This window comes from Microbacterium sp. LWO14-1.2 (assembly GCF_038397715.1).
Classification (GTDB): Bacteria; Actinomycetota; Actinomycetes; order Actinomycetales; family Microbacteriaceae; genus Microbacterium.
The window spans coordinates 706,166-730,750 of sequence record NZ_CP151633.1 but is presented as its reverse complement, the minus strand read 5'-3'; the positions used below and the strand labels follow the sequence as shown (position 1 = coordinate 730,750).

The window sequence follows — 24,585 nt, the reverse complement described above, 5'->3', positions numbered from 1 at the left end:
TGCTGAGCCGTAGCGGCCCCTCGCGACCACGGCTCAGAGCGAGAACCCGCCGTCCGATGTGAGCACCTGACCGACCACCCAGGAGCCGTCCGGGGTGCAGAGCCAGCCGATCAGGCTCGCGGGGTCGGAGGGGCGTCCCACTCGACCGAACGGCTGCGCGCTGATCCATTCGGCGACACCTGACAGATCGCGGTCGGTGGTGTCCGGATCGAGGTACCCCGTGTTCACCGGACCGGGGTTGACGGTGTTCAGCACGATGCCGACGTCGAGCAGCTCCCTCGCGACCGACCGGGTGATGCCGGCGAGCGCCGCCTTGCTCGTCGCATAGGCGATCTCGCCGACCATCGCGCCGTGTCCCTGACCGGAGGTCATCCAGATCACGTGGCCTGTCGGTGCGTCGAACGGTCCGAGGTCCGCAACGCGGTCGCCGGGCCGTGCGACATCGACGTGCGAGCCGCCCCGTTCGGTCCGCCGCCGCCGCGCGAGCCCCGCGGTCAGCAGGAGCGACGCGCGGGCGTTGGTCTGCCAGTGGGCGTCGAGCCGGTCGGGCGTCATGTCGAAGATCGAGCCGTCCCCTCCGGTCAGAGCCTGATTGCACACGAGGATGTCGAGACGACCCGTCAGGGCGGATGCTGCGTCGAGCAGTGGCTCGATCGTCGCCGGATCGCGCAGATCGGCGTGGTGATCGCTCATCGCGGCACCGGGAGCGAGGGCGTCGGCGATCTCCGCGCGCACAGCGTCGAGGTCGTCGGCGCCCCACGGCTGGTCGATGTCGTGCGGACGGTAATGGTGGGTCACGACGTTCGCGCCGAGAGACGCGAGGCGCACGGCGGTCGCGAAGCCGATGCCGCGGAGGCGCGAGACGCCGGTCACGAGGGCGGTCTTGCCGCGCAGGGGAAGAGGGGAAGCGTGCATGGGGTTGCCTTTCGATCGGAGGTGCCGAGGCGCGCGGGAACGCAGCCGAACGGCGGGGGAGAGGATCGAGTCAGAGGCCAGCCATGGGCGCCAGCGTAGCAGCGGGACTAGCGACAGGCGAGCCGCACGTCAACGGGGTGACCGGTGCCGCGCGCCCGCGGGATAGTGGATGCATGTGGGCACTGCTGATCATCCTCCTCGTCCTGTGGGCCGGTCTCGCGGTCTTCGGCTTCGTCATCAAGGGGCTGCTGTGGCTGGCGGTCCTGGGAGTCGTGCTGTTCCTTGCGACGCTCGTGATCGGGATGCTGCGCCGAGGCGCCGCCACCAGGAAGTAGGTCTCTCGTTCACGCATTCGTCGGCGCTACGCTGACGACATGCTGTACGAGCACCTCGGGGCTCGGCCCCGGATCCACGACACCGCCGTCATCGCTCCGACCGCCGTGATCTCCGGCGACGTGCAGATCGGGCCCGGCTGCCAGGTCCTGCACGGCGCGGTCATCACGGCCGAGGGCGGACCGATCACGATCGGCGAGCACGTCATCGTGATGGAGAACGCCCTGATCAGGGCGACGGCGGCGAACGCCGTGCACATCGGGCCGCACACGCTGATCGGCACGCTCGCGAGCATCGCGGGCGCGACGGTGGGCGAAGAAGTCTTCTTCGCCTCCGGTGCGCGGATCTTCAACGGCGCGATCGTCGGCGACCGCTGCGAGGTGCGGGTCAATGCGATCGTGCACCGGCGGGCGGTGCTGCCGTCGGGCACCGTGGTGCCGATCGGCTGGGTGGCCGTCGGCGACCCCGTGCAGCTGCTCTCCCCGGATCGCGAAGACGAGATCGCCGCCGCGCAGCCCGAGCTCGACTTCCCCGGCCATGTGTTCGGGGTCGACCGCGACACCCCCGACCTCATGGTGCAGCTCACCGAGCGCTACGGCAGCTCGCTGGCCAGGCACGCCCGGGACGTGCGTGTCGACGGTGCAGCGGCGGGTGGGGAGTGAGCGCTGGCACAGGCCTGGTGCGCCCGGACGTCACGACGGGGGATGCCGAGGCGATCGCCCGCGCGTGCTACGGCATCGAGGCGACGGCGACGGAGCTCGGCAGCAACCAGGACCGCAACTTCGTGCTGCACGAGGCCGACGGCGGACGCAGTGTGCTGCGGGTCGACAACCCCGTGTTCGGCGATGAGGCGCGCGATGCCCAGCACGCTGCGCTCGAGGCCTACCGCGCGGCGGGTGTGCGTGTGCCCGCGGTGCTCGCCGGGCTCGACGGTCGGCTGACCCAGCGCTGGCAGGGGTTCGCGGTGCGGCGCAGCGAGTACGCGGAGGGTGAGCCGATCGTCGATGAGGGCTACCTCGCCCCGGTCGTGCTCGCCGAGTTCGGCGCGCTCGCCGCGGCATCCGTCTCCGCGCTCGCCGATCTGCAGCATCCGGGACTCGACCGGGAGCAGATGTGGGACATGCGCGTCGCGTACGACCAGGTCCGCGCGCTCGCCGACGCGATCGACGACGACGACCTTCGGCGGCGCGTGCTGTCGGCGGCGGACGAGGCGCACACCGCGCTCGCCGCGGTGGCGTCCGACCTTCCTGTGCAGCCGATCCACGGCGACCTGACCGACGACAACGTGACAGGTGTCCGCGGAGCCGACTCCCGGCTGCATCCGCACGTCGTGCTCGACCTCGGCGACCTCGGACTCGGATGGCGGGTCGCGGAACTCGCCGTGTGCGCCTCGTCGATGCTGCACCACGAGCCGGAGCGTCCGCTGCGGGTGCTCGACACGATCGTCGCCTTCCACGAGCGTGTGCTGCTGCAGCGGGCGGAAGCACGGGCGGTGTGGCCGCTCATCGTGCTGCGAGCGGCGCTGCTCGTCGCCAGCGGGTGGCGGCAGCTCGCGATCGACGGCGCCAACGACTACGCGCGGGAGCGCATCGCGACGGAGCAGGCGATCTTCGACGCCGCCACGGCCGTGCCGCTCGCCGAGGCGGTCGAGCACGTGCTCGACCGACTGGGCGTCGTGCCTGCGCCCGACCGGCCGCGGGCGACCCACGGACTGCTTCCCGACCTCGCCGGCGGACTCGTCGTCGTCGATGCGGGCGTCGAATCGGCCGAGCTCGACGCAGGACGCTGGACGGATGCCGCGGCCGAGACCCGCCTCGTCGCCGAGGCGCACGCTCGGGGAGCCGCCGTGGCGGTGCTGCCGTACGGCACGTTCCGACTCACCCGTGCGACGGTCGACGCCGCCGATCCGGCGGCGACGTGGCCGGTCGAGGCCGAGCTGCACGTGGCCCCCGGACGGGAGTCGCGCATCATCGCTCCGTGGGCCGGCGACCTGCAGGACGACGACGCAGGCCTCCGCCTCGTCGCGGACGACGGGTGGGTGCTGGAACTGCGCGGCTCAGGACTGCGTGGCTCAGGATTGCGTGGCGGGCCCGCAGGCCGGCTCGTGGGAGCGGGCGAGCAGATCGCGACGGTCGCGGCGGCCGGGGACCCCGCCGTGCTCGTGATCGGAGTCCGGCGGATCGGCGCGCCTCCTCACCACGGTCGGGGCGACGCCGCGGCCCTCGTGACCCCCGACCCCGTGCCCGCGTGGCGGCGGCTCACTGCGGATCCGGCCGCGCTGCTCGGCATCCCCTCGCACGCCGAGCACGACGAAGCGGGGGAGGAGCTGCGTCGGAGAGAGCGCATCTTCGCCGAGGCGCAGGAACGGTATTACGAGCGTCCGCCGCAGATCGAGCGCGGCTGGCGCCACCACCTGATCGACACGACGGGCCGCACCTACGTCGACATGGTGAACAACGTCGCCGGACTCGGCCACGCGCACCCTCTCGTGGCGGACGCCGCGAGCCGTCAGCTGCGCACGCTCGCGACCAACTCGCGCTTCCTGTTCCGCGACCTCGCCGAGTACAGCGAGCGGCTCATCGCGCTGATGCCGGAGGGCAGTGCGCTCGACACGGTGCTGCTCGTCAACAGCGGCTCCGAGGCGGTCGATCTCGCCCTCCGGCTCGCGCAGGCCGCCACCGCGCGTCGGACGGTCGTCGCGCTCCGCGAGGCGTACCACGGGTGGACCATGGCGAGCGACGCGGTCACGACCAGCGCGTACGACAACCCCTTCGCGCTCGAGACGCGTCCCGACTGGGTGCACGTCGCCGACGTGCCCAACCGCTACCGCGGCGCCTATCGCGGCGACGACACGGCCCACCGCTACCTCGCGGACCTCGACGCCGACCTCGACCGACTCGCCGCCGAGGGGCGGGACGTCGCGGCCTTCCTCTGCGAATCCGTGCTCGGCAATGCCGGCGGCGTGCTGCTCCCCGACGGCTACCTCGCCGGAGCCTACGAACGCGTGCGTGCTCGCGGTGGGCTCTGCATCGCCGACGAGGTCCAGGTCGGGTTCGGACGCATGGGGTCGACGTTCTGGGGCTTCGAGCAGTCGGGCGTCGTGCCCGACATCGTCACGATCGCGAAGCCCATGGGCAACGGGTTCCCGATCGGCGGCGTCATCACCTCGAAGCGGATCGCCGACGCGCTCAGCAGCCAGGGGCAGTTCTTCTCGTCGGCGGGCGGCAGCACGCTCAGCTGCCGGGTGGGGATCGCCGTGCTCGACGCGATGGAGGCGGACGGGCTGCAGAGCAACGCCCGCGAGATCGGTGCTCGGCTGGCTGACGGGTTCCGGGAGCTCGCGCGACGGCATCCGCTGATCGGGCCCGTGCACGGCGCGGGCCTGTACCTCGGCGTGGAGCTGGTGCGCGACAGGGAGACGATGGAGCCGGCGGATGCCGAGGCCGCGGCGATCTGCGAACGGATGCGGGAGCTCGGGGTCGTCGTCCTCACGACATCGGAGCGGTCGAACGTGCTCAAGGTCAAGCCGCCGCTGTGCCTGACCGCGGACAGCGCCGACCACGTGCTCGCCTCGCTGGATCGGGTGCTCTCGGAAGGATGGTGAGCCCGGCCTTCGAATCCGGCCTTCGTTCGTCATGTTAAATGCGTATTTCGAACGAGATTTGCTCTTCCGCTGACGAATAGCCCGGGTCCATACTGATGCTCAGCGTCGGACGACCCGAAGTCCGGCCCCTGCGCTGTTCCCGGAGGAGTACATATGGCCACGAAGACCAAGCCGCTCGCGCAGGGAGGCGGAACCCTCCGACGCAACCTCGGACTGTGGGCGATCGTGGGACTCGGTCTCGGCTACATGACGCCCACCGTCGTGTTCGACACCTTCGGCATGGTCGCCCGCGACACGAACGACGTCGTCCCGGCCGCGTACCTCGTCGCGCTGATCGTCATGGTGTTCACCGCCATCAGCTACGGCAAGATCGCCAGCGCCATCCCGAGCGCCGGATCCGCCTACACCTACGTGCGCGAGTCGATCCATCCGAACCTCGGCTTCATGGTCGGCTGGACCTCGCTGATCGACTACGTGCTCCTGCCGATGGTGAACTGCCTCATCATCAAGAGCTACCTCGAGGCGATGTTCCCCGACGTCCCGGCCTGGATCTGGGTCGTGCTCTACTGCATCCTCGTCACGAGCATCATCTACATGACCATGCGCGGCACGTCGAACCTCAACATGATCCTGCTCGTGTTCTCGATCGTCGTCATGGTGGTGTTCGTGGTGCTCGTCGTCGCGCAGCTCATGCGCGGGGAGGGCGCGGCGACGATCCTCTCGGTCGGCGCCTTCCTGCACGACGACGTGACCATGGGAGCGGTGCTGACGGGCGCCACCATCGTCTGCTTCTCGTTCATCGGCTTCGACGCGGTGACGATGTACGCGGAGGAGGCGAAGGATCCGAAGATCATGCCCAAGGCGATCCTCCTCACGGTCCTCCTCGGCGGGGGGATCTTCCTCGTGGCCTCGTACGTGTCGCAGCTGCGGTTCCCCGACTGGAACGAGTTCGCCCCCGGCGGCGACATGCAGTTCGTCGAGGACTCGACCCTGCCGATCATCGGCGATCTCGTGGGCGGCGACGTCTTCATGGCGGTGCTCACCGCGGCTGGTTTCTGCGCGACTCTCGCGTCGGGTCTCGCCTCGCACGCCTCGGTCTCGCGCATGCTCCTCGTGATGGGGCGCAACAACGTGCTGCCGCAGCGCGCCTTCGGCTACATCAACCGCCGCACCCACACGCCGACGTTCAACATCGTGCTGGTGGGGGCGATCTCGCTGCTCGCGATCCCGTTCACGCTCGAGCTGATCGCCGCGTGGATCAACTACGGCGCGCTCATCGCGTTCACGTTCGTCAACGTCTCGGTGATCGCCTGGTTCGCCATCCGCAAGGGTATGCGCCGCACGCCGCGGGAGATCTTCTCGTACATCGTGATGCCGGGCATCGGCATGCTGCTCACGGGGCTGCTGTGGGTGAACCTGCACCCCGACGCGCTGATCGGCGGCATCACCTGGACGGTGCTCGGTCTCATCTACCTCGCGGTCATCACGAAGGGCTTCCGCAAGAAGGTGGTCGCGTTCGACGAGAACCAGGCGGTGACGGGCTACAACAAGGTCGTGAAGGTGCCGGTCGACGAGCGCTGAGGCGTCCGCCGGTTTCGAATCGCTTGAATTGCAGCATTCCCCGGGTGGGAGCTGCCATTCAAGCGATTCGAAACGCGGATGGCGTCAGATGACGCCCTGCGCGAGCATCGCGGCAGCCACGCGCTCGAAGCCGGCGATGTTGGCGCCCGCCACGTAGTCGCCCGCGACGTCGTAGCGCTCGGCGGCGTCGAACGCGGCCCGGTGGATGTCGGCCATGATCTCGCGCAGCTTGTTCTCGCTCGCGTCGAAGCTCCAGCGCTGACGGGAGGCGTTCTGGCTCATCTCGAGCGCCGAGGTGGCCACGCCGCCGGCGTTCGCGGCCTTGCCGGGGGCGAACAGCACGCCGGCCGCCTGGAAGGCGTCGATCGCCGAGGGGACGCACGGCATGTTCGCGCCCTCGGACACGGCGCGGACGCCGTTCGCGATCAGCGCCTGCGCGGCCTCGTGGTCGAGCTCGTTCTGCGTCGCCGAGGGCACCGCGATGTCGACGGGGACCTCCCACACGCTGCCGCCCTCGACGAAGCGGGCACTCGGCCGGCGACGCGCGTACTCGACGATGCGGGCGCGCTCCACCTCCTTGATCTGACGCAGCAGATCGACGTCGATGCCCTCGTCGTCGACGACATAGCCGGAGGAGTCGGATGCCGTGACTGCGGTCGCCCCGAGCTGCGCAGCCTTCTGGATCGCGTAGATCGCGACGTTGCCCGAGCCGGAGACCGCGACGCGCTTGCCGTCGAGCGAGTCGCCGTGCACGCCGAGCATCTCCTGCGCGAAGAACACCGCGCCGTACCCGGTGGCTTCGGTGCGCACCTCGGCGCCACCCCATCCGGTGCCCTTGCCGGTGAACATGCCCGACTCGTGGCGGTTGGTGATCTTGCGGTACTGGCCGAACAGGTAGCCGATCTCGCGGCCGCCGACGCCGATGTCACCGGCAGGCACGTCGGTGTGCTCGCCGAGGTGACGGTAGAGCTCGCTCATGAACGACTGACAGAAGCGCATGATCTCGGCATCTGACCGTCCGTGCGGGTCGAAGTCGGATCCGCCCTTGCCGCCGCCGATGCCCTGTCCGGTGAGCGCGTTCTTGAAGATCTGCTCGAAGCCGAGGAACTTGATGATCGACAGGTTCACCGAGGGGTGGAAGCGCAGGCCGCCCTTGTACGGGCCGAGCACCGAGGAGAACTGGATGCGGTAGCCGCGGTCTACCTGCAGCCGTCCCGCGTCGTCGACCCACGGGACGCGGAACAGGATCTGCCGCTCCGGCTCGACGAGGCGCTCGACGATCCCGCCGTCGACGTACTCCGGATGCCGTTCGAGCACCGGGGCGATCGAGTTCAGCACTTCGTGCACGGCCTGCTGGAACTCCGGCTCGTGCGGGCTGCGCGCCAGCACGGTGTCGAAGACGGGCTGCACGGTGTCGGCGAGCGGGTGGAAGTCGGCGGAGGGGGAAGGTGAAGGGGTCACGCGCGAGAGGGCTTTCTGACGGGGTTCAGGGGCGTGCGATCGTGTCGCGTGAAGAAGGGGACGCCGGATGGGGCGAGCTTTTCACTCTATCGGGATGCCGGAATATGGCATGCCGAGCGCACGGACAGGCGGGCGGGACGCGGTGCGACCGCCTCCCGCCCGCCTCTCCGGCATCAGGTCATCCGGTGTTCTGCAGCCCGGCTGCTACGCCGCTGACCGACAGCAGGAGCAGACGACGCTGCTCGTCCTCCGATCCGGAGCCCACGGCCTCGGCCGGGTCGCGGAGGGCGCGCAGCGCGCGCAGCTGCAGCAGCGACAGCGCATCGACGTACGGCGTGCGCAGCTGCACGGCGCGCTGCAGGATCGGCTTGTTCTCGAGCAGGCCGACGCCGCCGGTGAGACGGATGACCCACTCGCGGGTGAGCGCCAGCTCGTCGAGCACGAGCTGCGCGAGGTCGTCGCGGTCGCCGAGCGCCAGGTACTGGCGGGCGATGCGCTCATCGGTCTTCGCGAGGCTCATCGCGACGTTGTCGATCATGGTGTGCAGCAGCGGCCACTCGCGATACGCCTCGGCCAGTCGCTGCTCGTCGCCGACGGCGGCGAGGGCCGTGCCGAGACCGAACCACCCGGCGAGGTTGATGCGCGCCTGCGTCCACGCGAACACCCACGGGATCGCCCGCAGGTCTTCCAGCGACTCCACCGACAGGCCGCGTCGCGCGGGGCGCGACCCCAGCGCGAGCAGCCCGATCTCCTCCATGGGGGTCACGGTCGCGAACCACGGGGCGAAGCCGTCGGCCTTCACGAGCGAGAAGAACCGCTCACGGGACGAGCGGTCCATGACCTCGGCGATGTCGGCGAAGCGGCGCGCGGCGTCGCTCGTGCGCTGCTCGACGGTAGGGGAGGAGGCGAGCAGCGTCGCTGCGGCGACCTGATCGATGTGACGCATCGCGATCGCCGGCTCGCCGTAGCGGGCGAAGATGACCTCGCCCTGCTCGGTGAGCTTGAAACGGCCGTCCACCGAGTGGGGCGGCTGCGCGAGGATCGCGGAGTTCGCGGGGCCGCCGCCGCGGCCGAGAGCACCGCCCCGACCGTGGAACAGCGTCAGCTCGATGCCGGACTCCTTGGCCCAGAGCGCGATCTTCTCCTGGGCCTCGTACAGCGCGAGGTTCGCGGCGACCGGGCCGACGTCCTTCGACGAGTCGGAGTACCCCAGCATGACCTCGAGGCGGTTGCCGGTGGCGGCCATGCGCTCGCGGAACTCGGGGAACGTGACGGCCTCGGCGAGGATCGCGGGCGCGGCCTGCAGGTCGGCGAAGGTCTCGAACAGCGGCACCACGTCGAGCACCGGGGCGTCGTCGCCGAGCGCGTGGCGGGCGAGCGTGTACACGTTCGCGAGGTCGGACGCGGCCTGCGTGAACGACACGACGTAGCGACCGGCAGCACGCAGACCCCGGTCGCGCTGGATGTCGGCGATCGCGCGGAAGACCTCGAGGACCTCCTCGGTCTGGGCGCTCACCGGCTCGTCACCGGAGAGCTCGGCCAGCGCCTTCGCGTGCACCTGCGAGTGCTGACGCACCTCGAGCTCGGTCAGGTGGAAGCCGTACGTCTCGACCTGCCAGATGAGGTGCTGCACACCGCCGAACGCGTGACGGCGGGCGCCGGCATCCGCGAGCGACGACTGCACCGCGCGGAGATCGGCGAGGAGCTCCTCGGGGGCGCCGTACCGCTCGTCGTCGCCGCGACGGGTGGCGCCGACGCGATGCGCGAGGGCGAGCACGACCCGGCGGTGCGGCTCGCCGGGCGACCGTGCGGCGAGCTCGTCGGCGAGTCCGGGCTCGGCGGTCGCGAAGCGCTCCCACAGTGCGAGCACCTCGTCGCTGGGCGGCGTGTCCTCGGCATCCAGCGTCAGCGTGCGGCCGATGCGCTCCAGGGCGCGCTCGAGTCCGCGCAGCACGTGGTCGGAGGCGATCTGCGACGCCTCCCTGGTGACGGATGCCGTGACGAACGGGTTGCCGTCGCGGTCGCCGCCGACCCAGGAGCCGACGCGTACGAAAGCCGGCACGACGGGCTCGCTCGCGCCCGAGTCGTCGCCGCGCAGGGCGTCGTCGATGCGGCGGTACACGTGCGGCACCGTCGTGAACAGCGTCTCGTCGAACACGCTCATGACCGTGCGCACCTCATCGGTGGGCGAGGGCTTCTGCGCGCGCAGAGGCGCAGTGCGCCACAGGGTCTCGATCTCCTCGAGCATGCGGCGGCGCGCCCGGTGCTGCTCCGCGCCGCTCTCGCTCGCGGCGTCGTGCTGGGTGAGCAGCTCGGAGAGGCGGCGGATGCTCGACGACACGGCGCGCCGGCGGGCCTCGGTGGGGTGCGCGGTGAACACGGGGTGGAAGCGCAGGCCCCGCAGGCGGCGGCGCGCTTCATCGTCGCCCACCTCGGACTTCAGTCGGGCGTAGGCGGTCGCGACGGTGTCGGCGGCGTCCTCGCGACCGGGCTGGCCGGCGCGCTCGCGCAGCACGCGCACGCGCTGGTGCTCCTCGGCGAGGTTGACCAGGTGGAAGTAGCACGTGAAGGCGCGGGCGACCTCGTCGGCGCGCTCGATCGTGAACGATTCCGCGATCGCCGCAGCGCGGTCGAACGCATCGGACGTCTCCTCGTCGTACGCCTGGATGGTGGCGAGACGCAGGCGCTCGACGTCGGCGAACAGCTCGTCGCCTCCGGCTTCGCGCAGCACCTGGCCGAGGAGACCGCCGAGCATTCTCACGTCGGAGCGCATGGCGTCCGGAATGCCGCGGCCCGCTTCGAATCGGCCGATGATGCGGATGGCCGAGGTGTCGGTGGGCTCGGGAAAACTCTGTGCGGGGGTCACGCACACGAGCGTAGCCGGGTCGGGAGCGGTGCCCTGCACGCATGACGGCGCGAGACATGAGAGAGTCGATCCGAACCGAGGACCCGCACCGAGGAGCAGCCGTGACCGAAGACTCCCAGACCGATCCGCTGCGAGCGGCAGCCGACACGATGCGCGCGGTCAGGGAGCGCTGCGTGTGGTCGCAGCGCATCACGCATCGCGACCTCGTGCCCTACCTCATCGAGGAGTCGCACGAGGTGATCGAGGCCGTCGAGAGCGGCACGAGAGACGACCTGCGCGAAGAGCTCGGCGATCTGCTGTGGCAGGTGCTCTTCCACTCGGCGATCGCTGCGCAGGACCCCGACGATCCGTTCGACATCGACGACGTGGCGCAGACCCTCACCGAGAAGATGGTCAGGCGGCATCCCCATGTCTTCGCGGGCGAGGTCGCGACCACGCCCGACGAGGTGCTCGTGCACTGGAACGCCGCGAAGGCGGCCGAGAAGCGCGCGAGGACCAGCGTGCTCGACGGCGTGCCGCGCGGGATGCCGGCCCTCGCCCTCGCGCAGAAGCTCGTCGGACGTGCAGCCGGTGTCGGCGTCACGCCCGACGCGTCCGGGCCCCAGCCATCGTCCGGGCCCCACCCCTCGTCCGGGCCCCAGCCCTCGTCCGGGCCCCAGCCATCGTCCGAAGGCGAGCTCGGCGATGCCATGCTCGCCCTCGTCTCCCTCGCCCGCGAGCGAGGGTGGGACGCCGAGCGGGCACTGCGCGAGCGTCTGCGCGGCCTCGAGGACGAGGTGCGCGCCGCGGAGGCCGAGGGCTGAGGCCACTGCATCCGTCTCCGACCGGGACGGGCTTGCGTCTCCGACCTGGGAAGATGGAGACGTGGCTACTGTGAACCCGCCGCGCGGCATGCGCGACATCCTCCCCGCCGACAAGGCCCGCCGCGAGCGGGTGCTCTCCGTCATCCGCGACCGCTACCGCGCGCACGGCTTCGACGAGATCGAGACCCCGGCGCTCGAGGAGTACTCGCGCCTGCACGCCGGCATCGGCGGTGACAACGAGAAGCTGGCCTACAACGTGCTGCGTCGCGGCCTCGACGCCGAGGCGATCAGGGCGGCGGCCGACGACCAGGGCGCGCTCGCCGACCTGGGGCTGCGCTACGACCTCACCGTGCCGCTCGCGCGCTTCTACGCGAGCAACCGCGGACAGCTGCCCGGCGTGTTCCGTGCGATCCAGATCGGGTCGGTCTGGCGCGCCGAGCGCCCACAGAAGGGGCGCTACCGCCAGTTCGTGCAGTGCGACATCGACATCATCGGCGACGACTCGTCGCGGGCCGAGGCCGAGCTGATGGTGGCCTCGCTCGACGCCACGGGCGCGCTGGGTCTCGAGGGCGCGACGGTGCGCATCAACGACCGCCGCGCGCTCGACTGGATGCTCGACAGCTTCGGCTTCACCGCCGAGGAGCGCCCCGGCGTGCTCATCACGATCGACAAGCTCGACAAGATCGGCGTCGAGGGCGTGGCGGCGGAGCTCCGCGAGCGGGGCGCCGCGGCATCCGCCGTCGACGCGTTCGAGGCGTTCCTGCAGCGCCCGCAGACCATGGAGTACAACCCGTTCGGCGAGAGGCAGATCCGCAAGGCGCTGCCCGACGGAGCGCCCGACGACATCGTCGCGCACCTCGTCGGCATTGGAGACGCCGTGGCAGCGGGTCTCGCTCCGGACGCTCCCTCCGCCGACGTCACCGACATCCCCCTCGTCTTCGACCCGTTCCTCGTTCGGGGCATGGGCTACTACACGGGCACGATCTTCGAGCTCGCGCACCCCTCGGTCGGCTACTCGCTGGGCGGCGGAGGTCGCTACGACGGCATGATCGGCCGCTTCCTCGGGCAGCAGGTCGCGGCGGTCGGGTTCTCGCTCGGCTTCGAGCGCCTCGTCGACCTCGTCGCGGACGGGACGGATGCCGAGGAGCGCGCCGTCGTGCTGATCCACGACGCCGACGTGCCGGTCGGGGAGCTCGTCCGGCACAAGGCCGCGCTCGTCGCGTCCGGTGCCCGCGTGCGGCTCGAACGGCGCACCAAGAACGTCAAGGCGCTGCTGGAGCGCTCTGCCGCCGACGGCTACACGGCCTTCGCGACCGTGAGCGCCGGCGCCTCCGACCTGGAGCTCAAGCCGCTCAGCTGACGGACGCGGTGCGGAGTACCCGGCGCAGCGTCTCCCGGATTCCGTTCACGCCGCGTTCACGACCGTGGGGTCGAATCAGCGCATGCGCCGATCGCCCATCGCCGTTCTCGCCGGGATCGGCGTCGTCGCCGTCACCACCGCGTTCGGCGTCGGCGCCGTGCTGCGGCGCCAGGCGGCGATCGCCCGTCGCCGCATCGGCAAGCCCCTGGGCGAGGAGTCGATCGACGCCGATCGAGTCTGGCGCCGCGCACTCGAGGGCGACCCCGTCGACCTGCTCGTGCTCGGCGACTCGCTCGCGGCAGGGCTCGGGGCCGAGCGGCGCAAGGAGACCCTGGGCGGTCGGCTCGCGAAAGGGCTCGGTCGCCGCCTGCACCGCCCGGTGCGCTTGCGGACCGGCGCCGTGGTGGGCTCGGAGTCGCCCGACCTCGACGCGCAGCTCGCACTCCTTCCCGCCGGGTATGCGCCGGATGTCGCCGTGATCGTGGTCGGCGGCAACGACGTGACCCACCGGCTGCCCGTGTCGACCTCGACGCGGCACCTCCGTCACACGATCGACGAGCTGCGAGCCCGCGGTGCCGAGGTCGTCGTGGGGACGTGCCCCGACCTCGGCGCGCTCCGTCCGGTGCCGCAGCCGCTGCGTCGGCTCGTATCGAGCCTCTCCCGTCGGCTGGCCGAGGCGCAGACCGCCACGGCGCGCGACGCGGGCGCCGTCGCGGTCGACCTGCGCCGCGCCGTCGGACCCATGTTCTTCGACGACCCCGACGCGATGTTCAGCCTCGACCGCTTCCACCCGAGTCCTCTCGGCTACCGTCGCACGGCCGACGCGCTGCTTCCCGCAGTGGTCCGAAGCGCGGAGACCGCGCTCAGCGCCCGTCGCCGTCCGGAGGCTGCGCGCTGACCGCGAGCCGCAGTCGTATCGCGCGGCAGAGGATGCCGAGCAGCACCACCGCCGTGCCGACCAGCGACGCCGCGACCGGCAGCGTGTTCACGAGCAGCAGGCACCCGAGTGCGCCGACGACCTGCAGCGCACGAGGGTACCGCCGCACCGGCCCCGCCTGTCGGAACGCGGCGGCGTTCGCGATGAGGTAGTAGAGCAGCACCCCGAACGACGAGAAGCCGATGGTCTCTCGCAGATCGCCGAGCATCACGATGGCGATCACGACGACGCCGACGGCGATCTCCGCGCGGCGGGGCACCTGCCACCGGTCGTCGATCCGGGCGAGGACGCGCGGCAGATCACTCTCCCGTGCCATCGCGAGGGCGGTGCGCCCGATGCCGGTGAGCAGAGCGAGCAGCGCGCCGAGCGACGCGGCTGCCGCGGTGATCCGCACGACGGGACCGAGCGCCGACCACTCGCTCGCCGCGACCACCTCGGCGAGCGGAGCGGTCGTCGCCGCGGCATCCGCTCCGAGCGCCAGCATCACCGTGATCCCGACAGCGGCGTACACGACGACGGCGCCGCCCAGGGCGAGGACGATCGCGCGGGGGATCGTCCTCGCGGGGTCGACGACCTCTTCGCCGAGCGTCGCGATGCGCGCGTACCCGGCGAACGCGAAGAACAGGAGCCCCGCGCCCTGCAGCACGCCGTACGCGTTCGTGGCGGGCAACGGCGTCGGCTCGCTGATCCCGATCGACCCCGCGCCGATCGCCACGACGACGGCCAATCCGACAAGCGAGCATGCGACGAGGATGCGGGTGAGCAGCGCCGTGCGGGTCACGCCGAAGCAGTTCACGACGACGAGAGCTGCGACGGCGACCACGGCCACCGGCACCTGCCACCCCGCGGGCGCCGCGTAGGCGGCGAAGGTGAGCGCCATCGCCGCGCAGCTCGCGATCTTGCCGATCACGAAGCTCCATCCGGCCACGAACCCCCACCAGGGGCCGATCTCCGCCCGCGCGTACGCGTAGGTGCCGCCGGCGACGGGATGCACCGCGGCGAGCTGGGCCGAGGCGGTGGCGTTGCAGTAGGCGACGACGGCGGCGATGACCAGAGCGACGAGGATGCCGTTGCCGGCGACTCCGATGGCCGGACCCCACACCGAGAACACGCCGGCGCCGATCATCGATCCGAGACCGATCGCGACGGCGTCGGGGAGGCTCAGTCGGCGGGCGAGGGGCACGGAATCATCGTGGCACGGGCGGATGAACGGGCGGTGTCGCGAGGCGCGGGCACATCAGGACCGGGCGGCCGTCACCCGCTTCTTCTCGCGCACGTACACCTCGCGCCGCACCCGGGCGACCACGTCTCCGTCGCTGTCGGTGATCACCGTCTCGAACCATTCCCGCACCTTGGCGCCGCCCGCGGCGCGGGCTCGCAGCTCGTCGGCCTTCTCGCGCGTCACCTCGAACTCTGCCGTGAGCACCCCGCGGCCCGGTTTGACGAACTCGATCTCGCCGCGGGTGTCCCACACGACGTAGTCGCGGCCGAGCTGATGCATGACGAGCATGAAGAAGTACGGGTCCGTCATCGCCGACATCGATCCGCCGAACGCGGTCTTCACGTAATTGCGGGTCACGACGTTGACGTGCAGTTCGACGGTCGCGCGGGTCCAGTCGTCCGAGAACCGACGGACGCGGATGCCGCTGAAGAGGTTCGGTGCCCAGAGGCTCATGCCGATCGCGAGACGGCGTGGGGTGATGCGCATCCCGACAGTGTGCGGCAGAGGAGCGCACCATCCGAACTCTTCTGGAGATTGCCACAGTTGTTATAGTTCACATAGAATTACTAGCGAAGGATGAGGAGGTGCGCGGATGCTGATCAGAGTCGACCCCGAGAGCCCCCGGCCGCTCTACGACCAGGTGGCGGCATCGATCCGCGCCGATCTGCTCGCGGGCGTCCTCGCCCCGGGCGACCGGCTCCCCGCCGCCCGCGACGTCGCGACGGCGCTGCGCATCAACCAGCACACGGTCCTGCACGCGTACCAGGGGCTGCGCGACGAGGGGCTCATCGATCTCCGCCGCGGGCGCGGAGCGGTCATCTCGGCCGCAGCCGCGCCGCTCGCCGACCTCGCGCACGAGATCGACGACCTCGTGGAGCGCGCCGCGCAGATGGGGGTCTCCGCCGAGATCCTCGCCGGCATCATCCGCACACACGCCGACGCCCGGCCCCGTCCGGGTGCCGCGCAGAGCTCGACGCGCAGTCGCGCGGCGACGCACGACCCAGAGGAGGCACAGCCATGACGTCCACCGGCCCCCGACCCGCTTCCGGCACCCCGCTACGGCGGGCACGCCTGCTCTTCACCCTGGTCGCGATCGTCGTACCCGTCGTCATCGTGGCCGTGGCCGCCGTCGTGCTCTCCGGATGGCTGCCGGCCTTCACCGAACCCGTCGCCGTGCACTGGGGCACGGGCGGGGCCGACGGCTTCGGCCCGGCCTCCCTGTACCTGTGGCTCCTCCTGGGAGTCGGCCTCGGGGTCCCCCTCCTCCTGGTGGTGACGACACTGGTCGCCGTGCGCGATCAGTGGGGTGGCGCGGCCCGGCTGATGGGCGCGCTCGCCGCAGGCATGTCGGCGTTCGCCGCGGTCACGAGTCTCGGCTCCCTGTGGATCCAGCGCGATCTCGCTCCCGGGGCGGAGGTGCCGGGCGTCGGCGGCGTCACGGCTGCGGCCCTGGCGGCCCTCCTCGTCGTCGGAGGTGCCGCCTGGTCGGTGCAGCCGCGCTACCGCACCCCCGCCGGGCGACCGCTCGCACCGCGGCAGGACGTCAGCGTCGGCGCCGCCGAGCGCGTCGTCTGGCTCGCGACGACCACGATGCCGCGGGGTGCGCTGATCCTTCTGGGGCTCGTCCTGGCCGGGATGATCGTGCTCGCCGCGACCATGCTGTCGCTCGGCGTCGCCGGCTGGTGGGTCGTCGCGGTGGGCGCGCTCGTCGTGGCGGTCGCGCTCGCGGCCACCGCCTCGTACCGCGTGAGCATCACTCCCGAGGGCTTCAGCGCCCGCTCCCTGCTCGGGCGACCGCGCGTCGACATCCCGGTCCACGAGATCGTCGATGTGCGCGCGATCGACGTCTCGCCGTTCGGCGACTTCGGCGGCTGGGGATGGCGGATCTCCACCGACGGCCGCACCGGCATCGTGACGCGGCGAGGTCCGGCGATCGAGGTGTCGCGCCGGGAACGAGCGTCCTTCCTCGTCACGATCGACGGGGCCGAGGAAGGGGCTGCGCTGCTGCGGACCTATGTCGACCGGCACACCGGCGGCCCGGCCGCCGCGACAGGGGAGGGCGACCGATGACCGCGGCGCAGAAGGTCCGCTGGGCGCCCGTGCTCGCCTTCGTGCTCCTCGCATGCGGGCTCGCCTGGCTCGTCGCGTTGCCGCTGTGGCTCGGCGACGGCCTCGCCGAGCCGCTGGCTCCCGTGCTCCTCGTCGTCATGATGCTCACCCCTGCCGTCGCCGCGCTGATCGTCACGTTCGCGCTCGGGGCACCCGCGCGCGGCACCCGGCTGCGGTTCCTCGGGTTCTGGCCGCTGCGGCCGGCGAGGCGCGTCGTCTGGCTGCTGCTGATCGGCTGGCTCGGTCCGCCGGTGGTGGTGGCGCTCGGCATCCTCATCGCGGTCGCGCTCGGCATCGTGCAGCTCGACTTCACGTTCGCGGGCCTCGCGGCGCAGATCGAACAGGCGCTCCCGGCAGGGGCGCCGATGCCGCCGGTCGGTCTCGTCGTGATCTCGCAGCTCGCGATCATCCCCATCGCCGCCCTCGTCAACAGCATCCCGGCGCTCGGCGAGGAGCTGGGATGGCGCGGATGGCTCCTGCCCGCCCTCCGACCGCTCGGCACGTGGCCGGCGCTGCTCGTCAGCGGAGTCATCTGGGGGCTCTGGCACAGCCCGGTGATCCTCCTGGGCTACAACTTCGGCCGGACCGACATCTCCGGTGTGCTGTTCATGACCGTCGGGTGCGTCGCCTGGGGCGTGCTGCTGGGGTGGCTGCGGTTGCGGTCCGCCTCGATCTGGCCGGCGGTCGTGGCGCACGGATCACTGAACGCGTCGGCGGGGCTCATCCTCATCGTCGCCGCCGGACAGCCCGACCTCGCGCTCGCCGGCCCTCTCGGAGTCGCGGGGTGGGTGGCGGCGGCCGTCGTCGTCGCGGTGCTCCTCGTCACCGGTCAGTTCCGGCGTCAGCCCGAGCTCGGTGCGGCACCCGTCGCGACGACGAGGGTCGGCGAGACGGATGCTCCGGCATCCCCGTCCGTCGCCCCTTGACGCCCTCGTCCGCATCGCGGTTGGCTGAGGGCATGGAATCCACGCCCTCAGCCTGGTCGCACGCCGACGCCTATCTCGCTCACCTCCTCGTCGGGCACGATCCGCAGCTGGAGGCGGCGCTGGACGCCCAGCGCGAGGCGGGACTGCCCGAGATCGAGGTCGCGCCGGTCGGCGGCAAGCTGCTGAACCTGCTGGTGCGCATCAGCGGCGCCCGGCGGGTGCTCGAGATCGGCACACTCGGCGGCTACTCGACCATCTGGATGGCGAGGGCCGTCGGGCCGGAGGGGCGGGTCGTCACGGTCGAGGCCGAGGCCGACAACGCCGCGGTCGCGAGGGCGAGCATCGATGCGGCCGGCGTCGGCGACCGCGTCGACATTCGCGTCGGCCGCGGAGCCGACGTGCTGCCGACGCTCGACGGCGGCTTCGACCTCGTGTTCATCGACGCCGACAAGGAGTCCAACACCACCTACCTCGACTGGGCCGCGAAGCTCGGGCACCCCGGCACCGTGATCGTGCTCGACAACATCGGGCGCGAGGGCGAGATCGTGCGCGACGACAGCACAGACCCCAAGGTGGTCGGCACGCGCGAAGGCCTGCGGATGCTGGGGGAGGACCCCCGCTTCGACGCCACAGCGCTGCAGACGGTCGGGGTGAAGGGGTGGGACGGCGTCGCCCTGGCCGTGGTCGTCTGAGCCCGGACGCCACCCCGTGGCCGGAGCGGCCGGCGGGCTAGACTGGGCGCGGATCGACGACGCTCCACACATCTTCCTCTCTGAACAAGGAGCACATCAGTGGCACTGATCGAGGCTGTAGGCGCACGCGAGATTCTCGACTCGCGCGGAAACCCGACCGTCGAGGTGGAGGTGCTCCTCGACGACGGCGTCGTCCAGCGGGCGGCCGTCCCGTCCGGTGCATCCACCGGCGCGTTCGAGGCGTACGAGCTGCGCGACGGCGACAAGGCCCGCTACGGCGGCAAGGGCGTGCTCAAGGCCGTCGAGGCCGTCATCGACGAGCTCGGCCCGGCCCTCGAGGGCGTCGAGGCGAGCGAGCAGCGCATCGTCGACGAGATCCTCATCGAGACCGACGGCACCGAGAACAAGCAGCGCACCGGTGCCAACGCCATCCTCGGCGTGAGCCTCGCCGTCGCGAAGGCCGCCGCCGACTCGGCCGACCTGCCGCTGTTCCGCTACCTCGGCGGACCCAACGCGCACGTCCTGCCCGTGCCGCTGTTCAACGTCATCAACGGCGGCGAGCACGCCGACAACGGCATCGACATGCAGGAGTTCTTCCTCGCGCCGATCGGCGCCGAGACCTACTCCGAGTCGCTGCGCTGGGGCGTCGAGACCTACCACGTGCTGCGCAGCGAGCTGAAGGCCGCAGGCTACGCGACGGGCCTCGGCGACGAGGGCGGCTTCGCCCCCGACCTGCCGAGCAACCGCGAGGGCCTCGACTTCCTGGTCAAGGCCATCGAGAAGGCCGGCTTCACGCCAGGCACCGACATCGCACTCGGCCTCGACGTCGCCGCGACGGAGTTCTTCTCCGACGGCGTGTACCGCCTCGACAACAAGGACTGGAGCGGCCCCGAGCTCATCGAGTACTACCAGGGCCTCGTCAACGACTTCCCGATCGTCACGATCGAGGACGCGCTCGCCGAGGACGACTGGGACAACTGGAAGCTCCTCACGGACGCGCTGGGCTCCAAGGTCCAGCTCGTCGGAGACGACCTGTTCGTCACGAACCCGACCCGCCTCGCCGACGGCATCAAGCGCGGCGTCGCCAACTCGCTGCTCGTCAAGGTCAACCAGATCGGCACCCTGACCGAGACGTTCGACGCCGTCAGCCTCGCACAGCGCTCCGGCTACACCGCGATGCTGTCGCACCGCTCGGGCGAGACCGAGGACACCACGATCGCCGATCTCGTCGTGGCGACGAACGCGGGTCAGATCAAGGCGGGTGCGCCTGCTCGCAGCGAGCGCGTCGCGAAGTACAATCAGCTTCTGCGCATCGAGGAGGAGCTGGGCGACGCCGCGGTGTTCGCCGGCCGCTCCGCCTTCCCCCGTTACCAGGGCTGAGCGCAGCTGAAGACGATCCACCAGGCCTGAGAGGTCTGAACCAGGAGGAGGAGCCGTGGCACGACGACCGGCTCCTCCTTCGGCCTCCGCGGGGTCCTCGCGCGGCACCCCGTCGACCGCCGCCACGGCTCCGCGCGCCGCTCGTTCCCCCCGTGGCTCGTCGCGAGGCGCCGCGGAGAGGCGGGTCGACGTCCGGGAGTGGGCATCCGGCATCCGGCTCTCGGCCTTCTCCGTCATCATGCTGTCGCTCGTCGTGCTGGGTGCGTGGGTGCTCGTGCCGACGCTCGGCACCTACATCGACCAGCGGCAGAAGATCGCCGCGCTCGAGCACTCGATCCAGGTGTCGGAGGACGAGATCACCGCACTCCAGAAGGAGCGCGAGCGCTGGAACGACCCGGCGTACATCACGACCCAGGCCCGAGAGCGTCTCTACTACGTGAAGCCCGGCGAGGTCGTCTACCTGATCGACAACGACCTCGACCCCGCCGCGCTGCCCCAGGAACAGGGGCCGGTCAGCGACACGCTCGAGGAGAAGCCCTCGGACTGGATGCCGCAGCTGCTGCGCACCCTCACCTCGGCCGGTCTCAGCGACACCGCCGTCGTCGCGCGCTGACCGCGGTCGCGGCCCGCGCGGCTCCGAGCATCCTCCCCGACTGCTCCCGTACGCTTGTCGGGTGACCACCCCGCCTTTCCCTGCCCCCACGCCCGCCGAGATCGCCGTGGTCTCTGCCCAGCTGGGGCGTCAGGCCCGCGGAGTCGTGGGCATCGCGGCGCGCTGCGCGTGCGGCAACCCGACCGTGGTCGCGACGACGCCGCGGCTGCCTGACGGCACGCCCTTCCCGACGTTCTACTACCTCACGCATCCCGCGGCCACCGCGGCGATGTCGACCCTCGAGGCCACCCAGGTCATGCCCGAGCTCGCAGCCCTGCTCGCCGACGACGCCGACATCGCAGCGGCCTACCTGGCCGCGCACGAGGCGTATCTCGCCGACCGTGCCGGCTTCGGCGACGTGCCGGAGATCGACGGGGTCTCCGCAGGGGGCATGCCGGCCCGTGTGAAATGCCTGCACGCCCTGGCGGGCCACGCGCTGGCCGCGGGGCCCGGGGTGAACCCGATCGGCGACGAGGCGCTCGCGCGCTCCAGCTGGTCACCCGACGTCTGCCGCTGCGACGACCCCGGCGCGGCGCTCCGCGACCCCGAGGCGTCATCGGCATGAGCCCGGGGCGGATGCTGCGCAGTGCCGTCGCCGCCGCGGCGGTGGTGGCATCCGTGCTGCTCCTCGGCGCGGCGACTCCGCCGCCGGTCGCCGACGACCCGCAGGACCCCACGCGCGCCGCGGAGTACTGGCTCGACGGAGCGCGGATCCGCGAGGCCTGGCAGACCACCAGGGGAGAGGGCGCGACCATCGCGGTGATCGACACGGGCATCGGCAAGGTCCCGGGCACGTTCGACGGAGCCGTGGTGGGCGGGACAGACGTCTCCGGCGCCGGTTCGCCGGACGGCCGCACGCCACTGGGAGCGGTCGACGGGAACCACGGATCCTGGGTGGCGTCGCTGGCCGCCGGTCGTGGGGCCGCCGACGGCACGGGCATGATCGGCGTGGCGCCCGAGGCGAATCTGCTGTCGATCTCGGTCGGCTTCGGCGCCGCAGCGGCGGTGCCCTTCACCGAGCAGGTCGCGAAGGCCATGCGATGGGCGGTCGACAACGGGGCCGACATCATCAACCTCTCCTTCACCACGAACACGCTCGACTGGGACCGCAGCTGGGACGACGCGTTCCTGTACGCCTTCGAGCACGATGTCGTCGTCGTCGTCGCGGCGGGCAACCGCGGCAGCGGCACCGACATCATCGGGGCGCCGGCGACGATCCCCGGCGTGCTCACGGTCGGGGGAGTCGACCAGACCGGCACTGCGAGCATCGAGGCGTCGACGCAGGGCATCACTATCGGTGTCGCCGCGCCGAGCGAGGGACTGCTCGGCGTCTCGGCCGACGGCAAGCTCGTCTCGTGGAGCGGCACCAGCGGCGCGGCGCCGATCGTCGCGGGCATCGCCGCGCTGATCCGGTCGGCGCACCCCGATCTCGACGCGGCGAACGTCATCAACCGCATCATCAAGACGGCGATCCCCGTCGAGGGGATGGCGCGGGTGCCGGACCCCTTCTACGGGTACGGGCTCATCGACGCGCAGGCCGCGGTGACCGCCGATCCCCCGAAGGTCAGCGAGAACCCCATGGGCGATCTCGCAGAGTGGGTGCGCCTGTACCGCAGGGCCGAGACGGTGCCCCAGCCGGAGCCCACGGCGACGCCCATCGCGGTGCCGCCGTTGCCGGCGGCCGACGCGCCGTCGGAGCCGGGTTCACCGCTGCTTCCCAGCGCTGATTCACTGCGCTACGGTACCCTGCCGCTCATCGCGCTCACAGTCCCTGGTATCCTGATAGCGCTTGGCGTCACCGCTGCTGCCCGGCGCATCCGATCGGCGCGCGCTCGCACGCCACATTCCTGACTCCCGAGGAGTTTTTCCCCCGTGCCTCAGAACAGCACTGTGCCCAAGATTCTGATCGTCGGTGGAGGCTACGCAGGCTTCTACACCGCGTGGAAGCTCGAGAAGCACCTTCGCAAGGGTGAAGCAGACGTCACCATGGTCGACCCGCTGCCGTACATGACGTACCAGCCGTTCCTCCCCGAGGTGGCCGCCGGCTCGATCGAAGCCCGCCATTCGGTGGTCGCCCACCGTCGTCACCTCAAGCGCACGCACGTGCTCACCGCCAAGGTGACGAACATCAACCACGCCGAGAAGACGGCGACCATCACGCCGCCGCTGGGCGAGCCGTACGAGTTCGCCTACGACCAGATCGTCGTCACGGCCGGCGCCGTCTCGCGCACGTTCCCGATCCCGGGCATCGCCGACAACGCGATCGGCCTCAAGACCATCGAAGAGGCCGTCGCGATCCGCGACCGCCTGATGTCGAACTTCGACAAGGCGGCCTCGCTGCCGGCCGGCCCCGAGCGCGACCGTCTGCTGACCGTCGTCGTCGTGGGTGGCGGCTTCGCGGGCATCGAGGTGTTCGCCGAGCTCCGCTCGCTCGCCTCGTCGCTGGTGGGCAAGTACCCGCAGCTGACGTTCGACGACACGCACTTCCACCTGATCGAGGCGATGGGCCGCATCATGCCCGAGGTCTCGCTCAAGACGAGCGAGTGGGTGCTGAAGGACCTCGCCAAGCGCGGCGCCAACGTGCACCTCGACACGCAGCTCACGAGCGCGGTCGACGGCAACGTCGAACTGTCGACCGGCGAGGTCATCCCAACCGACCTGATCGTCTGGACCGCCGGCGTCATGGCGAACCCGACCGTCGTGCGCGGCGGCGACCTGCCGGTCGAGGAGCGCGGTCGCATCCAGACCCGCGCCGACCTGCGCGTCGGCACGCCCGAGGCCTTCGTCGAGGGCGCCTGGGCCGCCGGTGACGTCTCGGCCGTCCCCGACCTCTCGGGCGGCGGTGTCGGCGGCTTCTGCGTGCCGAACGCGCAGCACGCCGTGCGTCAGGCGAAGCTGCTCGCGAAGAACCTCGTCGCGGTGCTCCGCGGTGAGGCTCCCAAGGAGTACTTCCACAAGAACCTCGGCGCCGTCGCGGGCCTCGGCCTCTACAACGGTGTCTTCCAGTCCGGCAAGATCGCGCTCAAGGGCTTCATCGCCTGGCTCGCGCACCGCGGGTACCACGGTCTCGCGATGCCGACGTGGGAGCGCAAGTGGCGCGTGCTGTGGGGCTGGTGGAACAACCTGTGGCTCGGCCGCGACCTCGTCAACCTGCAGACGGTGCAGAACCCGCGTTACGTGTTCGAGGAGTTCGCCGCTCGCCCGCGTCCGGCCGCCGACGCTCCGGCGCCCGCCGCTCCGGCCGCTCCGGCACTGCCCGGGTCCCACTCCTCGGAGCCGGCGACGACCATCGCCGCCGCCGAGAAGACGCCGGATGCCGACGAGCCGGTGACCGACGACGCTCCCGCCGAGACGCCCGCTTCCGAGACGTCGGCGGCGAAGGCTCCGGCCAAGAAGCCCGCGGCGAAGAAGCCGGCCGCCAAGAAGGCTCCTGCGGAGAAGCCGGCCGAGACGGCCGCCGCCAAGTAATCCGCTCGACGAACGCCCCGATTCCTCACGGAGTCGGGGCGTTCGTCGTCTCCGGCGCACTCCCACTCGCACCCGGCTCATAGGCGCACTCGTTAGCGTGGGGCCTGCAAGGGGAGTACTCCCATCTGCGGTGGCGTCGTCATTACGGACATGAGATCGTGTCCCGGCCCATCGGCCCGCGAGGGTGGAGGAGACCGGGCGTCCGTATCAGCGCGGACGGCCATGGATCCTCGTCACCGGTTCCGGGCGGTCCGCTCGTCACACGAAGGAACCGCC

At 71.2% G+C, this 24,585-nt stretch carries 21 protein-coding genes; 16 read left to right on the top strand and 5 right to left on the bottom strand.

Annotated features, from left to right (window positions below; translation table 11 throughout):
- Positions 1-33 precede the first annotated feature (33 nt).
- Positions 34-915, bottom strand: coding sequence for an SDR family oxidoreductase (locus MRBLWO14_RS03590; RefSeq protein WP_341935094.1), 882 nt, complete (start codon positions 913-915; stop codon positions 34-36).
- Between the two features lie 173 nt (positions 916-1,088).
- Here MRBLWO14_RS03590 and MRBLWO14_RS03585 point away from each other — a divergent pair, with 173 nt between their 5' ends.
- The 4 genes from MRBLWO14_RS03585 to MRBLWO14_RS03570 all read left to right on the top strand — a co-directional run bounded on the left by MRBLWO14_RS03585 (position 1,089) and on the right by MRBLWO14_RS03570 (position 6,433).
- Positions 1,089-1,250, top strand: coding sequence for a hypothetical protein (locus MRBLWO14_RS03585; RefSeq protein WP_341935093.1), 162 nt, complete (start codon positions 1,089-1,091; stop codon positions 1,248-1,250).
- Between the two features lie 39 nt (positions 1,251-1,289).
- A complete protein-coding gene (locus MRBLWO14_RS03580) occupies positions 1,290-1,910 on the top strand; it encodes a gamma carbonic anhydrase family protein (protein ID WP_341935092.1) in 621 nt (206 codons plus the stop codon).
- Positions 1,907-4,852, top strand: coding sequence for an aminotransferase (locus MRBLWO14_RS03575; RefSeq protein ID WP_341935091.1), 2,946 nt, complete (start codon positions 1,907-1,909; stop codon positions 4,850-4,852). The genes MRBLWO14_RS03580 and MRBLWO14_RS03575 overlap by 4 nt, the downstream gene beginning before the upstream one ends.
- 153 nt (positions 4,853-5,005) lie before the next feature.
- Positions 5,006-6,433, top strand: coding sequence for an APC family permease (locus MRBLWO14_RS03570; protein ID WP_341935090.1), 1,428 nt, complete (start codon positions 5,006-5,008; stop codon positions 6,431-6,433).
- Positions 6,434-6,517: 84 nt separating this feature from the next.
- On the opposite strand, the gene gdhA is transcribed toward MRBLWO14_RS03570, so the two are convergent.
- Together gdhA and MRBLWO14_RS03560 are read right to left on the bottom strand one after the other, a co-directional pair.
- Positions 6,518-7,894: an NADP-specific glutamate dehydrogenase gene (gene gdhA / locus MRBLWO14_RS03565; RefSeq protein WP_341935089.1), complete on the bottom strand. Its 1,377-nt coding sequence runs from the start codon at positions 7,892-7,894 to the stop codon at positions 6,518-6,520.
- 178 nt (positions 7,895-8,072) lie between these two features.
- Entirely contained in the window at positions 8,073-10,760 is a 2,688-nt protein-coding gene (locus MRBLWO14_RS03560; protein WP_341935088.1) for a phosphoenolpyruvate carboxylase, read from the bottom strand.
- 149 nt (positions 10,761-10,909) lie between these two features.
- Between MRBLWO14_RS03560 and MRBLWO14_RS03555 the strand changes: the two genes are divergently transcribed.
- From MRBLWO14_RS03555 to MRBLWO14_RS03545, 3 genes are all read left to right on the top strand, one after another.
- Entirely contained in the window at positions 10,910-11,563 is a 654-nt protein-coding gene (locus MRBLWO14_RS03555; protein WP_341936155.1) for a MazG family protein, read from the top strand.
- 88 nt (positions 11,564-11,651) lie between these two features.
- A complete protein-coding gene (locus MRBLWO14_RS03550; protein ID WP_341936154.1) occupies positions 11,652-12,923 on the top strand; it encodes an ATP phosphoribosyltransferase regulatory subunit in 1,272 nt (423 codons plus the stop codon).
- 82 nt (positions 12,924-13,005) lie between these two features.
- On the top strand, positions 13,006-13,821 hold the full coding sequence (locus MRBLWO14_RS03545; protein ID WP_341935087.1) for an SGNH/GDSL hydrolase family protein: 816 nt from the start codon (positions 13,006-13,008) through the stop codon (positions 13,819-13,821).
- Here the strand turns inward: MRBLWO14_RS03545 and MRBLWO14_RS03540 are convergent.
- Positions 13,787-15,043, bottom strand: a complete 1,257-nt coding sequence (locus MRBLWO14_RS03540; protein ID WP_341935086.1) for an APC family permease — start codon at positions 15,041-15,043, stop codon at positions 13,787-13,789. The genes MRBLWO14_RS03545 and MRBLWO14_RS03540 overlap by 35 nt on opposite strands.
- Before the next feature lie 54 nt (positions 15,044-15,097).
- Positions 15,098-15,568, bottom strand: a complete 471-nt coding sequence (locus MRBLWO14_RS03535) for a DUF4442 domain-containing protein (protein WP_341935085.1) — start codon at positions 15,566-15,568, stop codon at positions 15,098-15,100.
- A gap of 106 nt (positions 15,569-15,674) precedes the next feature.
- Here MRBLWO14_RS03535 and MRBLWO14_RS03530 point away from each other — a divergent pair, with 106 nt between their 5' ends.
- From MRBLWO14_RS03530 to MRBLWO14_RS03490, 9 genes are all read left to right on the top strand, one after another.
- Positions 15,675-16,103, top strand: a complete 429-nt coding sequence (locus MRBLWO14_RS03530) for a GntR family transcriptional regulator (RefSeq protein WP_341935084.1) — start codon at positions 15,675-15,677, stop codon at positions 16,101-16,103.
- Entirely contained in the window at positions 16,100-17,152 is a 1,053-nt protein-coding gene (locus MRBLWO14_RS03525) for a DUF1648 domain-containing protein (protein ID WP_341935083.1), read from the top strand. Before MRBLWO14_RS03530 ends, MRBLWO14_RS03525 begins: the two co-directional genes overlap by 4 nt.
- The gene (locus tag MRBLWO14_RS03520; protein WP_341935082.1) at positions 17,149-18,117 is read left to right on the top strand and encodes a type II CAAX endopeptidase family protein; all 969 of its coding nucleotides are present in this window, start codon (positions 17,149-17,151) and stop codon (positions 18,115-18,117) included. The genes MRBLWO14_RS03525 and MRBLWO14_RS03520 overlap by 4 nt, the downstream gene beginning before the upstream one ends.
- Positions 18,118-18,149: 32 nt before the next feature.
- Positions 18,150-18,809 (top strand): O-methyltransferase, encoded by a 660-nt coding sequence (locus MRBLWO14_RS03515; protein ID WP_341935081.1) that lies wholly within the window; start codon positions 18,150-18,152, stop codon positions 18,807-18,809.
- 99 nt (positions 18,810-18,908) lie between these two features.
- Positions 18,909-20,189: a phosphopyruvate hydratase gene (eno, locus tag MRBLWO14_RS03510; protein ID WP_341935080.1), complete on the top strand. Its 1,281-nt coding sequence runs from the start codon at positions 18,909-18,911 to the stop codon at positions 20,187-20,189.
- 55 nt (positions 20,190-20,244) lie between these two features.
- Entirely contained in the window at positions 20,245-20,802 is a 558-nt protein-coding gene (locus tag MRBLWO14_RS03505) for a septum formation initiator family protein (protein ID WP_341935079.1), read from the top strand.
- Between the two features lie 61 nt (positions 20,803-20,863).
- Positions 20,864-21,406: a DUF501 domain-containing protein gene (locus MRBLWO14_RS03500; protein ID WP_341935078.1), complete on the top strand. Its 543-nt coding sequence runs from the start codon at positions 20,864-20,866 to the stop codon at positions 21,404-21,406.
- Positions 21,403-22,692 carry a S8 family serine peptidase gene (locus tag MRBLWO14_RS03495; protein WP_341935077.1) on the top strand — a complete coding sequence of 430 codons (1,290 nt, stop codon included), beginning with the start codon at positions 21,403-21,405 and terminating at the stop codon, positions 22,690-22,692. The genes MRBLWO14_RS03500 and MRBLWO14_RS03495 overlap by 4 nt, the downstream gene beginning before the upstream one ends.
- A 39-nt stretch (positions 22,693-22,731) precedes the next feature.
- Positions 22,732-24,309 (top strand): FAD-dependent oxidoreductase, encoded by a 1,578-nt coding sequence (locus MRBLWO14_RS03490; RefSeq protein ID WP_341935076.1) that lies wholly within the window; start codon positions 22,732-22,734, stop codon positions 24,307-24,309.
- Positions 24,310-24,585 lie beyond the last annotated feature (276 nt).